The 15,506-nt window shown below is 34.3% G+C and carries 14 protein-coding genes and 3 tRNA genes; 12 read left to right on the top strand and 5 right to left on the bottom strand.

Features of this window, described 5'->3' with window-relative positions:
* Positions 1-13 precede the first annotated feature (13 nt).
* From SCA31_RS16680 to SCA31_RS16650, 7 genes are all read left to right on the top strand, one after another.
* On the top strand, positions 14-817 hold the full coding sequence (locus tag SCA31_RS16680) for a helix-turn-helix domain-containing protein (RefSeq protein ID WP_410698080.1): 804 nt from the start codon (positions 14-16) through the stop codon (positions 815-817).
* A gap of 294 nt (positions 818-1,111) precedes the next feature.
* The gene (locus SCA31_RS16675; protein WP_410698079.1) at positions 1,112-1,813 is read left to right on the top strand and encodes a DAPG hydrolase family protein; all 702 of its coding nucleotides are present in this window, start codon (positions 1,112-1,114) and stop codon (positions 1,811-1,813) included.
* Positions 1,814-2,093: 280 nt separating this feature from the next.
* A tRNA-Lys gene (locus SCA31_RS16670) sits at positions 2,094-2,166 on the top strand.
* Between the two features lie 233 nt (positions 2,167-2,399).
* Positions 2,400-2,472 (top strand) — tRNA-Lys (locus tag SCA31_RS16665).
* A gap of 315 nt (positions 2,473-2,787) precedes the next feature.
* Positions 2,788-3,660: a helix-turn-helix domain-containing protein gene (locus SCA31_RS16660; protein WP_410698078.1), complete on the top strand. Its 873-nt coding sequence runs from the start codon at positions 2,788-2,790 to the stop codon at positions 3,658-3,660.
* Between the two features lie 124 nt (positions 3,661-3,784).
* Positions 3,785-5,017 carry a TCR/Tet family MFS transporter gene (locus tag SCA31_RS16655; RefSeq protein ID WP_410698077.1) on the top strand — a complete coding sequence of 411 codons (1,233 nt, stop codon included), beginning with the start codon at positions 3,785-3,787 and terminating at the stop codon, positions 5,015-5,017.
* A 480-nt stretch (positions 5,018-5,497) separates the two neighbouring features.
* Positions 5,498-5,570 (top strand) — tRNA-Lys (locus tag SCA31_RS16650).
* 39 nt (positions 5,571-5,609) lie between these two features.
* On the opposite strand, the gene SCA31_RS16645 is transcribed toward SCA31_RS16650, so the two are convergent.
* Complete coding sequence (locus tag SCA31_RS16645; RefSeq protein ID WP_410698076.1) at positions 5,610-6,086, bottom strand: GNAT family N-acetyltransferase; 477 nt, start codon at positions 6,084-6,086, stop codon at positions 5,610-5,612.
* 487 nt (positions 6,087-6,573) lie between these two features.
* Between SCA31_RS16645 and SCA31_RS16640 the strand changes: the two genes are divergently transcribed.
* Entirely contained in the window at positions 6,574-8,013 is a 1,440-nt protein-coding gene (locus SCA31_RS16640; RefSeq protein WP_410698075.1) for a tetratricopeptide repeat protein, read from the top strand.
* A 212-nt stretch (positions 8,014-8,225) separates the two neighbouring features.
* Complete coding sequence (locus SCA31_RS16635) at positions 8,226-9,554, top strand: tetratricopeptide repeat protein (protein ID WP_410698073.1); 1,329 nt, start codon at positions 8,226-8,228, stop codon at positions 9,552-9,554.
* A 683-nt stretch (positions 9,555-10,237) separates the two neighbouring features.
* On the opposite strand, the gene SCA31_RS16630 is transcribed toward SCA31_RS16635, so the two are convergent.
* Both SCA31_RS16630 and SCA31_RS16625 read right to left on the bottom strand, forming a co-directional pair.
* Complete coding sequence (locus SCA31_RS16630) at positions 10,238-11,392, bottom strand: FAD-dependent oxidoreductase (protein ID WP_410698072.1); 1,155 nt, start codon at positions 11,390-11,392, stop codon at positions 10,238-10,240.
* Between the two features lie 26 nt (positions 11,393-11,418).
* Positions 11,419-12,174: a helix-turn-helix domain-containing protein gene (locus tag SCA31_RS16625; RefSeq protein ID WP_410698071.1), complete on the bottom strand. Its 756-nt coding sequence runs from the start codon at positions 12,172-12,174 to the stop codon at positions 11,419-11,421.
* Positions 12,175-12,300: 126 nt separating this feature from the next.
* Between SCA31_RS16625 and SCA31_RS16620 the strand changes: the two genes are divergently transcribed.
* The gene (locus SCA31_RS16620) at positions 12,301-12,840 is read left to right on the top strand and encodes a hypothetical protein (RefSeq protein WP_410698070.1); all 540 of its coding nucleotides are present in this window, start codon (positions 12,301-12,303) and stop codon (positions 12,838-12,840) included.
* A 109-nt stretch (positions 12,841-12,949) separates the two neighbouring features.
* Here SCA31_RS16620 and SCA31_RS16615 read toward each other — a convergent pair whose 3' ends face one another.
* Positions 12,950-13,507: a GNAT family N-acetyltransferase gene (locus SCA31_RS16615; RefSeq protein ID WP_410698069.1), complete on the bottom strand. Its 558-nt coding sequence runs from the start codon at positions 13,505-13,507 to the stop codon at positions 12,950-12,952.
* A gap of 181 nt (positions 13,508-13,688) precedes the next feature.
* Positions 13,689-13,865 carry a hypothetical protein gene (locus tag SCA31_RS16610; RefSeq protein WP_410698068.1) on the bottom strand — a complete coding sequence of 59 codons (177 nt, stop codon included), beginning with the start codon at positions 13,863-13,865 and terminating at the stop codon, positions 13,689-13,691.
* Between the two features lie 253 nt (positions 13,866-14,118).
* Here SCA31_RS16610 and SCA31_RS16605 point away from each other — a divergent pair, with 253 nt between their 5' ends.
* Both SCA31_RS16605 and SCA31_RS16600 read left to right on the top strand, forming a co-directional pair.
* Entirely contained in the window at positions 14,119-14,913 is a 795-nt protein-coding gene (locus SCA31_RS16605) for a class I SAM-dependent methyltransferase (protein ID WP_410698066.1), read from the top strand.
* 6 nt (positions 14,914-14,919) lie between these two features.
* Positions 14,920-15,501 (top strand): Crp/Fnr family transcriptional regulator, encoded by a 582-nt coding sequence (locus SCA31_RS16600; RefSeq protein WP_410698065.1) that lies wholly within the window; start codon positions 14,920-14,922, stop codon positions 15,499-15,501.
* The last annotated feature ends 5 nt before the right edge of the window (positions 15,502-15,506 follow it).

Genomic DNA, 15,506 nt, shown 5'->3' with positions numbered 1-15,506 from the left:
GTAGAGCCTGCATATGAAGTTTATCCATCAAATTGACCCATCAAAATTGACCTTTTTTGAACTGGATTCCTATTCGGAAGATTATCTGCGAAATCCACAACGAGCCCATTTTTTTGAAATTATATGGTTTCGAAATGATTCGGAGAAGAAAGAGGAAGATCAATATATAAGTCTGATTCCCTTATATCGGATTGAAAAACCGGACCTTAAAGGGAAGAATGGTTGTGTAATTGCTTTTAAAAGGGATTATTTGGAAGAAGATGATAAGGAATATGCATTGGATGTTTTCAATCTTTTCAATATGCATGGGCAGTGCACCAGCTTTCGTTTGAATAAGGATGTTGTAGAAACCCTTCAGCATTTAAAAGTATTAATTGAGAAAGAATATACTAGCTCAATGGGAACCTATCTGGTTTTAAAGTCACTGTTGAAGGTGTTTCTTTTAAATTTAATTCGGATTAATCAAAATTACTTTTTAAATCAGGATGTCAATCAGAAACGGGTCTATCACTTTATTATGCTGATGGACGAATATTATAAGACAGAACGAAAGGCTGACTTTTATTCCTCAAAAATGGGTATTAGTGAAAAACGGATCAACCAAATTCTAAAAGAAAAAATGAATAAAACCCTCACTCAGTTATTACATGAAAGGGTTGTTTTAGAAGCTGAAAGAATGTTGATCTCCAGCGAATTGACCATAAAAGAAATTGCGTTCGACTTAAATTTTGATGATCCTGCCTATTTTTCCCGATTTTATAAAAAGCAAACAGGGCAAAGTCCCGAAGTTTTTAAAAGAAAAAATGCCTGCCTGTAATATTTTTAGCATTTAAAATTCTAAGTCTTTTCCTCAGTTTTTCTTCAAACTCAAAAGTATTATTTGAGTGGAAGCGCTATTCATAGCACTTTTCCAAATTGTACATATCGATTAGATAATAGTACAATAATCCAGGTATTTACCTGATTTAACTTTGTCCTACAATTGACAGAATAATGAAATAGGAATGGAGTAAATAGAATAAGGTAAAATGAAATTCATGCTATTTTTCCATCCTTATACCCAAGGGTTTGATCGAAGAATTAAAACGTATAATGTAATAAATTATCGAATATGGAATTGACTAAGGAAACTGAACAATTAATGTTTAAGGATATAAATACTCTTTTATCCTCTAAACCAATCTCTCTTGAAGCGGGTGTCAAAAGATTGGATAACGGAATGCTTCATGTGGCGATGAGGAATGTGCTGCATAATTGCAAAGGTAAGATGTTGGATTGGTGGTTCAAGTATTTTGAAACAACGACCGATTTAAAGTTATGGCATCCCCATGATCATGTGGAGCACGGGGGTTGGGACAATAAATGGATTAAAAATGAAAATTATATCGGAGCTACCATCCACGCAACAGAATCCCTTGGGGATATTCCTCCCGTAGCTGCCACCATAAAATTTCATGATCCGGCAGAAATTTTTGATCCTAATACTCTAATGCGGGCCTATGCTAATGGAGAAGTAAGTGCCGTTGTATATGCAAGAATTGGGTTTGGTGAAGATACATTAATGGATGCAAATGGGGACCCTATGGATGGCTACATGTTTCATGTTATCAGAGATACGGTACAGGGCTGTATGTTAAGAAGCCATTTTTTTCTGGGAGCTTTAATGGCAGATAATGAAAATCAGTTGTCTGAAGAAATTGGATTCGGCTTAATGGAGCACTGCTATAATGAGTTTACTTATCTTTCACAGGTCCTGCCTTCCCTTTATTATGCTGAAAATAAAAATGGAGATCTGGCACCTCTTTTTTGGTAATTTACCTTAAACGGAGGTTGTTTTAATTAATAAACACCAATAAATTTAAATTTCGACCTACAATTTTAGAATGCTATATGAAAGCTTCATATAGCATTTTTTCTTTGCAACTAACCCTTTATCAGTGTTTTGGTATGATGACCACAATTACAAGGAATGTAAAATCCTCATGAATGAGAGATTTAAAAGTAAAAAACATAAGAAAAAGAGTAGGGGTAAAGGAAAAAATTATATCTTTGCAGTCCCCTAAATAAAGGGATTTACTGAAAAGTAAGTGGCCGACTCGGTAGCTCAGCTGGTAGAGCAATACACTTTTAATGTATGGGTCCTGGGTTCGAATCCCAGCCGGGTCACAAGCAAAAGGATTATCAATATTTGATAATCCTTTTTTTATTTTTCCTAAACCATATTATCAGAATTTACTTTTTATATGAGGTCCTTAAAACTCATGAAAATTAATCTCATTGTATTTCTGTGCTTTAGAATTAATTTTAAGATTTTTAAGGTAAAAAAGTTGGATTGAAAAGAAAAGTTTCTATCTTTGCAGTCCCTTAAACAAAGGGATTTGCTGAAAAAGTAAGTGGCCGACTCGGTAGCTCAGCTGGTAGAGCAATACACTTTTAATGTATGGGTCCTGGGTTCGAATCCCAGCCGGGTCACAAGAGCCTTAACGAAAGTTAAGGCTTTTTTATTTCAAGCGGGTTGAGAACCGGGGTTCGATTTGCAGAAACTCGGCTTGACAAAGGAATGGTTGTATTTGAAAGAATTAAATCACTCATAGGAAAATACAAACCAACTTCATCTTCAATAGACATTAGTGGTAGTACGGGAAAGTGTTAGGAATGGCTTGCTAAAAAAGGATGGGTATACAAAATCCACCTCATAATTTTGTAGACGCCCCATTTTTAGACAGTAAAACTGCTATTATCTAATTTATTTTATTACTTTTTCAACTTCGTTTTGGATATTTGTACATGGCTTTATTTATAACTTTGGACAATGTCTATAAATTGTACAATCTCGATCTTTCAAAAAAGACGGAAGGGATCGTTATTCTTAGTCAACAAAATGACCCAAAGAAGAAATATACAACTCATAGTCGCCTATTTGATGGTTTATTACTAGGGTTTATGGTACAAGGATCCATGAAATCACAAATTCATTTTTTAGAGTATGAAATAAACACGGGTGATATTGCTATTTTACAACCGCAACTGATGATTGATACAAAGTCATTGAGTGAAGATGCAAAAATAGTAACAATTGGTCTTTCATTAGATTTTATTACAGAATTTCCTATTCTACGTGAGTTTGTAATGAATAATCAAATTAGATGGCAACCAATTATCAGGCTTCAACCCGAAGACGTAAAGCTCCAAAATGAATTATTAGCACTTATACAAAATTTCTATAATAAAAAACCGAGTTCTAATAAGACACAAATGCTGCGGCATCTTGTTATGGTTCTAATTAGTATGATTTCTGAAGTATATTCTAATTTACCGAATAACAAAAGCTTAGTAAAAAACCGCACACATGAGATTATAGATGAATTTTATTTACTAATTTCAAAGCATGCTAGCCAACAAAGAAGCGTTGCATTTTATGCTGGAAAGCTACATTTAACACCACAATATCTTTCTACTTTCCTAAAACAGAAAACTGGAAAATCTGTATTACAGTGGATTGATCATATCACAATTCTGAATGCTAAAACATTATTAAAATCTTCTAATTTATCAATTAAAGAAATTAGCAATGAGCTTCATTTTGAAGAAACAAGTGTCTTTTGCAGATACTTTAAAAGAATAGTAGGAGTATCGCCAAAAACGTATAGAAACGCATAATAATTTATATTCGTTTATATATCTAAACTATTTACAGGTCGCTGAAGATTATTAGCTTTCAGATTGTATGTAAACTCCATTAAATTGTCAATACCTTCTTTTTATCTCTGTTTAATTTTACAGCATGAAAAAAACAGGTAAAAAAGCAGCTATCAGATTTATATTTATCACGTTGTTGATTGATATTACAGGTTGGGGAATTATACTTCCTGTGGTTCCTAAACTCATTGGAGAACTTATCCATAGTGATCTTAGTGAAGCTGCTAAATATGGAGGGTGGCTCGGCTTCGTCTATGCTATGACGCAATTTATATTTGCACCTATAGTGGGTAATCTCAGTGATAAATATGGAAGGCGACCCATTATTTTAATTTCTCTTCTTGGTTTTGCGATGGACTATATACTATTAGCACTTGCGCCTTCTATTGGTTGGTTGTTTTTTGGAAGAATTATTGCTGGGCTTACTGGGGCTACTATTTCAACAGCTAGTGCATATATAGCTGATATATCCACCGATGAAGATAGAACCAAAAATTTCGGCTTAATAGGTGCTGCTTTTGGATTAGGGTTTATTTTAGGCCCGGTCATCGGTGGTTTACTTGGGCATTATGGAGCAAGAGTTCCTTTTTATGTTGCTGCTATATTATGCATGGTGAATTTTCTTTACGGGTTGCTTATACTACCAGAAAGTTTAGAAAAAGATAAACGTCGATCATTTAACTGGAAAAGGGCCAACCCTATCGGAACATTTAATTTTTTGAGAAAACAATCAAAAATATCAAACCTTGTCCTTGCTTTAATTTTGGTCTATGTTGCTCTTCATGCCGTACAGAGCAACTGGCATTTCTTTACCATGTATAAATTCAATTGGACGGAACGAACTGTAGGTTTATCACTTGGTTTACTTGGTTTATTGATTGGATTAGTACAAGGAGTTCTAATAAGATGGACAACCCCAAAATTAGGAGAACAGAAAAGTGTATATTTTGGGTTGTTATTCTATGCCTTGGGACTCATGCTATTTGCCTTTACTAATCAAGGATGGCTGATGTTTGTTTTCCTTATCCCTTATTCTTTGGGAGGAATCTGCGGCCCCGCACTACAATCAATAATTAGTAAAAATGTTCCTTCAAATGAGCAGGGCGAGCTTCAGGGAGCTTTAGCAAGTTTAGTGAGTGCTACTTCTATTATAGGTCCTCCGATTATAACAAACTTATTCTATTATTTTACACATGATAAAGCACCATTTGAATTTTCAGGAGCGCCATTTTTTCTAGCATCCATTTTAATGGCTATTAGTGCAATTATTATATATTTTGCTTTTCAACGAAAAAGTAAACAGAAATCTAAAGAATAAAAAATGCAATAATTTGAAGAAGTAGGGGTAAGCTAATGATGCATTACATACTTTATTCAGAATTAAAATGGTTTCCGAATCTTCTAATCTCTTTTTTCAAATAGATTATTGAGTTTAGGATTGAACAACTCTCGGTTTGTGAATGTTTGGAGTAACTGTATCCGAATGATTTTTTAATATCTTTTCGCTGGTTTAATTGCCTCAAATCTTCCAGTAAGGAGTTCGAGTTTTGTACCAGTGGGTTCACAAGCAAATGGATTATCAATATTTGGTAATCCATTTTTTATTTTCTTTACACCCTATCATAGGAATTTCCTTTTTATACAAGATGCTAAAAATCCATGAAAATTAATCTTATTGTATCTCTGTGCTTTAGAAATAATTTTAAGATTTTTAAGGCGAAAAAGTTGGATTGGAGAAAAAAGTTTCTATCTTTGCAGTCCCTTAAACAAAGGGATTTACTTGAAAAAGTAAGTGGCCGACTCGGTAGCTCAGCTGGTAGAGCAATACACTTTTAATGTATGGGTCCTGGGTTCGAATCCCAGCCGGGTCACAAACAAAAAAGAACTACAGAAAGTAGTTCTTTTTTGTTTTAGGTGAAATATTTCATAACAATATTGCTTGCAGAATTTTTTTCATCAATTACTTCCTGAAACCCCATTTTTTTATATAAATGATAAGCCCTGTCATTTTTCGGAGTTACTTCCAGAACGACCTCAATTCCTTTAAATCTGCTATGGGCTTCATTGATGATAGCCTGTATTAATCCAGATCCGATATTTTTCCCCTGAAATCCCTCTCTTACATACATCTGGTAGATATTTCCTGTACTATTTTCATCCTTAACGAAAGCACAGATACCAATAAGCTTCTGATCAACAAATGCTCCAAATACAAATCTTTCTAATGACTGATTCTCTATATCATTTTCTATCCTGAATTTTTCAGTCTTCAGGGCTTCCAGGTAATTGGCACCAAATGATTCCGGAAATTTTTCAAGACTTTCTAGACGGATCGCCCTATATGCTTTACTTTCGTTTGGTAAAAGATTTCGATATTCAATATTCATGGTTGTTTGCAATTAAGGTTACACGGCTTTACTAAGCAAATATGCAGATAGTTTTGGACTTGTTCTTTATGAAAACCCTAAAGTTTGTTGTATTGATCGGGTTTTCCAATAAAATAAGAAATTTGTAACAATTTTACTTTCGCATAGTCTTATTAAAGAATGAAGAAATAAAATATTTTCCAATCTTACACCTACAAAAATTAGAACGTTATGGGAGTCGTTAAAGCTGTAGAAAATACTGAAATATCTACTCAACATAAATAATTTTTGAATGATTATTACGTTGTTTTTTTTAGATTGGAATGATTTTATACAATAATTTATAGATAAATTCAGTATATTTATAACAAATGTTGCTAAGATGATTATTTAATTACAGTATGATAAGTTATTAAATTAATGTTCAGGTAGGTATATGGAACGCGACAGATAAAAGGGGAAATTAAAATTGACAATTAGTAAGAATAATAAAGTATCTTCAATAATCTTGAGGAAAGTATTAATGTATACATGGTGTATAGGTTTGTTATTGCATATGTTTTCATGTAGCTCAAAATCTCAGGATGAAGAGAAAGAAAATTTTGATATTTCCTTACTCAGGAAAAGTGCAGAGCTACAGCTTTCTGGTGAATATGAAGCTCTTGTCCAACTCAATCTGAAATATCTACAAAAAGCTTCTAAAATGAAGTATAAAGAGGGAAAAGGGCTTTGTTATCTTAATATTGCAGGGGTAAATGTATCAGCAGGTAACTATGAAAAAGCACTGTTTTTCTTCAACAAAGCAGAAAAAGACCTTGAAAATTCTGAAAATAACTATCACAAAGCTACATTTTATAATAACTACAGCCAATATTACTCCCATCTCAAATTATATGACAAGGCTGTAGGATGCAATAACAAAGCATTTTCTTATCTAAAGAATGCTAAGGACTCAGATCTTAAAAACAAGCTTTTGCCGAGACTTTACATCAATAAAGGAATCTACTTTGCATGGAAAGGCTGGAAAGGCACTTCGCTGAAGTCTTTTCTAAAGGCCAATGAATTGGAAAATTCGGCTTATAGTAATTGTATGGTTGCTCAATACTACCTGTTTGTGCACGAGCCGAAACTAGCGGACCCTTACATTGCGATAGCAGACCAAAAGATGCTCAGCCAAAAGACCAGCGATGTAGAATCTCTTTGGGTTTACTATACCATGGGATATTATTATAATGAAATCAATGATAATGATGAGGCTGAAATAGCCCTTAAAAAAGCTCTGGACATTAATATAAAGACCAAACGTACTTATTCTACTCATATCAGTGGAGTATATAAATCTTTGGCAGAACTCTACAAGAAAAAGAATGATGGCGGGAAGGCTTACTACTATTTGAAAAAATACATGGAAGAGGAGAATAGACTTGATACGGCACGATTGGCCACCATGAATAAGGCTACGGAAAGCTTTATCACAGAAATGAAGAAAGAATCCGATTGGCATAAAAATGATTTACCCTTTCTTATTGCATTATCGATTACAGTACTTGCTATTTCCGGTATTTATGTGCAAAAAATGATAAAGCAGCAAAAGATAAAAAAGAAAACATTAAAAGAGGAAACCGAAGAGCTGAAAAATCATGTGCAAACTAAGATGCTGCAGGAAGTCACCGAGCTGGCCCAAAAAAATGATTCTTCTTTTTTAAAGAGGTTTAAGGAAGTATATCCGGATTTCATCACTGCACTTCTGAAGATTAATCCTGATCTGGAAAACTCTGAACTGGCATTCTGTGCCATGTTAAAGCTCCATTTTTCATCCAAAGAAATAGCTGATTATACCTTTGTACAGCATCGGTCTGTACAGCAAAAGAAATATAGAATCAGAAAAAGGCTTAACATTACCGGTGAAGAGGATATTTATGCTTTTTTTGATAGGCTGGATCACTAAAAGAACTATTAAAAGTTAATTAGATCTGATATATAAACAAAATGTAACATCATTGAGTGTAATAAAATCATTTTTAAATCATAATTTATACCTAATTCAATTTAGATGGTAAAGGTGCTATGATACGTATTCTTCTTTTTATTTTACTAATTATCCTCATTTCCTGTAACCCGGATTCGAAAGAATACGAGAAAATTTTTGATGCTCCTCTCATGAAACAGAATGAGGAATTTAGACTTGCCGGTGAATACGATTCCCTTGTCAACCTTAATAAACAGTTTTATAGAAAGGCAGAAAGTATGGGGTATGATGAGGGTAAGGCACTCTGTTATATCAATCTCGCCGAAGTCAATATTTCATTGGAAAACTATCAAAAATCTCAGTCATTTTTTAACGATGCAGAGGCCATTCTAAAAAACTCAGAAAATAGGATTCATCAATCCAGGTTTTATAACGCGTACGGCCGTTTCAATTTAGAGATGGGGAGAGGGGATAAGGCCTTTGAATACAATAATAAAGCTTTAAATCTTATTATAAAAAGTGGAAACTCAGAACTGAAAAACAATATCCTTTTTAATATTTACCTCAGACAGGGAACCTATCTTATTAAAAAAAATCAGTATACAAAAGCACTGGAGTCCTTTCAGAAGGCCAGAAAACTAGACGATTCAGGGTTGGCAGACTGTGCCATAGGGGATTACATATACATGCATAAAAATATGGATTCTGCCTATAAATATGTAACCATTGCCTACAATAAAGCCAATGCAAGTGGGAAGAAAGATGGAGTAGCTCTTTATGCCAATACCATTATGGGAGAATATTATCTTGCAGACAAGCAATATGATAAGGCCGAGGAAGTCCTTAAAAAAGCTCTGGAAATAGATAACAAAACAAAACGTATCTATGCTTACTATACCAAGTATATTTATAATGATCTGAGGTCGGTATACGAGAATAAAGGAGACAATGGAAAAGCTTATTTTTATTTAAATGCTTATACTGAGGCAAAAAATAGAAATAATACAGCCATCCTGAAAACCATCAACAAGGATATGGAGTCCTTTATAGCAGAAACAAAGAACGATTCAGAAAATCATGGGAGAAATGTACAATGGGTAATTTTATTATCTCTTGCAGTTCTTTCGTTGCTGGCTGTGTATGCATGGAGAATCATAAGTTTGCTTAGAAAAAGGAAAGACACACTCAGAACAGAATCTGAGGAGTTAAAAAACCGCATAAATGATAAGAGCCAGACTGAAGTGATGGAATTAGGCAGAAGAAATGATCCTGAGTTTCTTAGTCTGTTTAAAGAAGTATATCCGGAACTCATCAATAAACTTTTACATATTAATCCTAATCTTGAGGATTCTGAATTGGCTTTTTGCGCCATGTTAAAATTGCATTTTACCTCAAAGGAGATTGCCAGCTATACTCTTATTCAACATAGAACCGTTCAGCAGAAAAAATACAGGATTAGAAAAAGACTTCATATTCCAACAGAAACGGACATTTATCAATTTTTTGATGATCTGAATTAACTGCAAAAAAAACTGCCTGAATCATCACAATCAGACAGCGTTCGAAATATTTTTTTTCCACCACTATATTTTTATAGTGGTCTCTTGTTCAAATATGATGATTTTTACCTAAAAGAAGAAAAAAAACAGTACTACACGAATACTACAGCTCTGAATTGTTAAGTTAATTAATTGAAAAATAGATTGTTATATTTTTGAGGGTAAATTCAAAAATTTATACATATTATGGATGATGTTGATGCCTGATCTTCTTTTTTAGACTTTAATTATTTTAAAATATAGCACTGTCAAGAATTGCTTTAGAGAGTATTTATATTGCGATTGTAGATCAGAATATTTTTTTTAGTACAAGTTTGGATAGCATGTTGTTTTTTTATAATAATCTGATAATCAATTTATTTTATTCGATGCTGTATTGGTGTAGTAGGGAGTTTTTTCAAATTTCTGATTTTAAAATATACATTTGTAAAGGAATTATTGAAAATAAATAACCAATAGCGTATTAATTGTGATTATAAATAATAGTAATGCTAATAAAGCATTGTAAAATTTATAAAATACCTAGTATAATAAAAAACACAAATGGTCTCCAAAATCAGAATCTAGCGGAGAGAAAGATCTTTATTTTTAAGAGGGAAAAAGGGGCTGTCTCATTATTTGAGGCAGCCTTTTTATAATAAGTTTCAATGTCCACTAAAGAATTCCAGCATGGTTGTTAATGCCTGTTTAGAATGCATTCTCTCTCCATTTTCAAGAGATTCCTGGGTAGCAATGGCAGCCCGCTTACCCATTTTAGTTTCATAATGATGAAGAGCTTCCTCCAAGGTGCTGTAATTATTATTGGTCAAATGTTCACTTAATTCCAGTGCATCAAGCATTGCCATATTGGCTCCTTCTCCTGCAAATGGAGGCATTACGTGGGCGGCATCACCCAACAGAGTTACATTGGCCTTTGTTTCCCAAGTCTGATCTAAAGGCATATAGTAAATGGGACGCGGAATAAACGGGGTAGCAGCATTTGTAAATAATTCATGCCATATATTGCTCCATTCAGAATATTCTTTTTTAAACCATTCCAGGATATCTGCACGATCAGAAAAATTCAGGGCGCTGTGTACAGCCCAGTTTTCATCTGCCTTAAAGCTTGCATAGAAACCAAGATCACCATTGCCTTTTTGGCCCATCAATATATTTTTGGTATTTCCGAATGCCATTATTTTACCACCTTTTATCAAAGCATCAATATTTGGTGCATTTTCTTTTGAAACATTTCCTTCTAACATAATAATCCCGGAATAGACTGGTTGATTATTGGTAAGGTAAGGACGAATTTTAGAATGGGCCCCATCTGCAGCAATTACAAGATCTGCATAAGCCGATGTCCCGTTTTTGAAATGAAGTAACCAACCTTCATTGTGAGGTTTCATGGATATAAAATGGCTATCCCATACCACTGTTTCCGGTTGTAAAGAGTCCAGCAGCATATTTCTGAGTGGTCCCCGGTCTATTTCAGGGCGAAAATGCTCGGCTCCAAAATCTTCATCAGGCTTTGCTTCATGATCACTGAAAAGAATTTCTGCCTGTTCGTTCACAATCAGTGTTTTATCTGCGCCGGGGCGGTATGATTTTTTAAATTCTTCAAGCAAATCAGCTTTACGCAAAGCAGCCAGCCCCGAATCTTCATGCATGTCAAGAGGAGAGCCTTGTACACGGGCATATTTATTAAGATCTCTTTCATATACCTTTACATGGGCATTTTTCAGCTGTAAAAGTCTTGCCAGAGTAAGTCCCGCAGGGCCTCCTCCAACGATTGCTATTGATTTATTGTTTATCAGCATTTTATTTTAAATTTTACAGGACAAAATTACTTGCCTTTTAATACTGATAATAGTACAAATCGGTCGTTTTTATTTTGAGATAATTCCTTGGGAGCAACTCCGGAAAATTTCTTCACCTCCTTGATGAAATGATTTTGATCTGTATAATTAAGTTCAGGGAAAAGCTTTCCCTTAACGATGTGTTCCAAAGATGCTCTGAAACGTAAAATTGTGGAGTAGGCTTTTAATGACAAGCCTAGTTGCTTTGTGAAATACCTGTTTATTTGTCTGCTGCTCCAGCCTACATTTTCCGAAAGTTCTTTCACACTCATTTCTCCTTTTGATGAGTAGATGAGATGAAAAAGGGTACGCTTTCTTTCATCTGTTTCTTTGGGAAGAAGTTCCTTTATCTTTTGTGTCGCCTTTATACAGCAACGTTCAAAATTTTGCACGTCTTCAGCCTTAAATCCCCAAAAATCGTCAGGAAGATCTTTTGCTCTATTTACTATTTCAGCAATGGAAGTATTTAAAATATATTCAACAGCAAGAGGCTTGAAACTCACAACAAAAGCAATGGTTTGTGGCGGGATATCTCTTTGTTCAGGATAGGTTTCCAACCCAATAAGGGCAATATGGAAAGGTTCAGACGGAGATTGCATGAAAAACACATCAACCCGCCCATCCGGAATAATTACCACTTCTTTTGCTTCATCTGAACGATTATGAAATGTCCCCAGATTTTCTACGAAATCAGCAAGAACTAGATCGGGTTCAATGAAATTATAATAAAAATCCTGGTCCATACTGGTAAGGAGTGCATACTGATTAGACTGAAGTAAATTACAAAAATAGTTAGATCACAACAAATAATTTAATAATTTAGTCGCTAAGATTTATTAATATAATTTGAATCTATAAAAACTAATAATATGGCTAAATATCAAATTTTGTTGTTTTTTCTGTTGATTTTTATGGCAGTACCTGCACAGAAAAAGAAAAATAAGGCAATGTCACCAATGCCTAAAAGAGAAGTATTAACTCCTCCCGCAATCATAACAAAGGAGTCCCTGGAACCTGCTATTGGGGATATGGCAGCGTTTCGTTGGAAGAATGAGCCCGAAACATTAACTACTTTTACTCCTGATGACCTTGTAGAAAGAATATATGATTTTAACGGAATGTACAGCGCACGTATTATTTCCCATTATCCATTGGAAACCATCAGCTATAAAAAGCCAGACAAAAATGACGATAGGGTAGTCTTACTTGGGTATACCGCGAAGTATGATGACTATGATACTGTTGAACTAAAAGGAAATAAATTGCAACTTTCTGATAAAAAGGATCCAAAAAAGGAAAAAATTATACTGGAGGTAACCAAAAAAGGCAATAAAGTAATCCGAATAAAGGAAGTAAAAACAGGAAGAGTATTTAGTCCATCAGAATATTCACCCTCTCCTTCAATCTAGAAAAGCCAATAGCATTACAAAAATTCTCTACATTTTAATTAATTTTAGACGGAGAATATTATACAAAAAAAGTATACTGAAAAAATCAGTATACTTTTTTTATATGTTGTTAAATCTTTGAAAAATAATCCTCTTCCAGGATGGCATATTCATAATTATCACTCCAACCATTTTTTAGTGGAAGCAATTTTCTACGATGTGCTTCTCTTATCATTCCTGTTTTTTCCATGATTTTATAAGATGCAATATTGTCTACTGCACAACCTGCTTCAACTCTATGTAATTTTAGATCTTCAAAGCCAAATTGAATAATTCGGTCAAGCGCCTCAGTACCATATCCTTTTCCCCAGCTTTCAGGACTGATTTTAAACCAGACTTCGGCATTTCTGTAGTGTGGTTTAATAATATCAATACCGATAATTCCAATAAATGCATGATTGATTGTATCCTCTATTAAAAAAGTAAATTTTTTCCTGTCCTTTCCTTGATCAGATTCTAACTGCCAGGTATTGATTAATTGTTCAGTCTCTTTTTTATCCTCGGAGTATGTGGTTGGGTTGAATGCCGTACTTTCTGGTCTTAAAAGCATTTCATGCACATTCAAGATATCACGACCTCCAAATGTGCGTAGAGTTAATCGTTTTGACTCCAGGGTAAGATGATTCATTTTCTATGGTTTGTTTTTTAGTTTAATTGGAAACCCGAGGCAATATATAAAGAATAATCACAATTTCGGCCTCCAGGGAAAATATCCTAGTTTTTGAATTCATTATTTATAGTGATTAGGTACCATAGGAATTGGATGAAAGTGGAGATTCACTACTGAAGCGAAGCAATATCGTGCAACACTAGTTAATAATAAGATAGAGAAACCTTCCAAAGCTTTTTCCTGCTGTAAATATGAGTAACGCAGAAAGAGCAATAATTATAATTCCAAAAGTAGGATTGCTTTTGGATTTTTCTGTTAAAAATAGTATCACATCATCTGCTTTAATCTTTTTCAGTCTGTTCCATAAATTTTTCATACCGTTCTGTTTATCAGTTAGTAGATAATGTTGGGTATTTGTTACAAAGGGGGTAAGGTGTAGATTATCAATTGTTTAAGCCTGAGTCTTTAAATTTTTATATTCCTCAGTAATTTCCAAGATGCTTTAAATCAGGTGTTTTCTTTTAAGATATAGAAAAAACCAGTGTTAATCAGGGGTAAAGTACCTATATTTGAATCATGTAATGCATTGTAAAGTGCCTTATAATGCCCAATGAAAAAGAAATAATAATATGCAAGAAGAGAAAATAGACTTTTTACACCATAATGAGTCTGCCTGGAATAAGCAGGCATTGGAGCAGAATGAATGGTCGAAAGCTGTAAGTACAGAACTGATTAAAGCTGCTAAAGAAGGGAAATGGGAAGTTCATCTTACCCCAAAACCCTTGAATAAAACATGGTTGGGAGATGTAAAAGGAAAAAAGATACTATGTCTGGCTTCTGCAGGAGGACAACAGGCTCCCGTATTGGCAGCGGCAGGGGCTTCTGTGGTAGTTTTTGATATTTCAGAAGAACAATTAAGACAGGATGAACGTGTTGCAGAACGTGACGGTTTGTCATTGAAAACCATTCAGGGAGATATGAGAGACCTTAGTGTATTTGAGAATGAGTCATTTGATATTGTATTCCATCCCATATCCAACCATTACGTGGAAGATGTGAACCCTGTCTGGAAAGAAGCTTACAGAGTCCTGAGAAAAGGAGGAACTTTACTGGCCAGTTTTTTTAATCCAGTTGTTTTTGTTGCAGATCGTAGCCCTGAGGATATGGCAAACGGAGTTATCCGTCCGAAATATACTTTACCCTATGCTGATATTAAAGATCTGGGACAAGAACAGATTGCCAGAAAGATGGAGAATAGAGAAGCCTTGGTTTTTGGGCATACACTTTCGGATCTTATTGGCGGGCAATTAAAAGCGGGTTTTGTAATGGCAGATTTTGAAGAGGAAATGCAGCCACATCCGAGGTTTTTAATAGATAAGTATCTGCCGACTTTTATGGCGACAAAAGCATTGAAATTAGTATAGCATTGAATGGATAAATCATCAATTAATAATTATTTTCATTCCTTATTCAGTATTAAAGATGAGGTGGTTGAAAAGATTACGGAAACTTTCAATCATTTTGAATTAAGGGCTAATGCGGTCTTGCTTGATCAAAATACCATTAGTACAAAGACCTATTTTTTGGAAAAGGGGTATGTTCGTTCGTATCTTTTGAATGAAGATAATGAGGAAATTACCACCAATATTTATGCTGCACCATGCTTCGTTAATGATTTTCTGTCGTTTTTCAGGCAACAGCCCACCAAGGAAATTTACCAGACTGTTACGGACTGTACTTTTTGGGAAACAGGTTTGGAAAATGTACAGCATAATTTTCATAATATCCCGGAATTCAGAGAATTTAGCAGGCTTCTTTTCGTATTAAATTATTACAATATCCATGACCGGCTGATTGAAATGGCGAGCCAGAAAGCTTCCACAAGGTATTTTAATCTGATGAAGAAAGATCCTGATATTTTTCAGCATGTTCCTCTAAAGGTTATTGCGTCCTATCTGGGAATCAAGGATAGTTCTTTGAGCAGGATCAGAAGAGATATTAATAAAATGTAATTTCT

The organism is Chryseobacterium sp. SIMBA_028 (assembly GCF_046535285.1).
In the GTDB taxonomy this organism is placed as follows: domain Bacteria; phylum Bacteroidota; class Bacteroidia; order Flavobacteriales; family Weeksellaceae; genus Chryseobacterium.
Note: the sequence above shows the minus strand (reverse complement) of the source record. Positions and strands in the feature narration are given on the sequence as shown.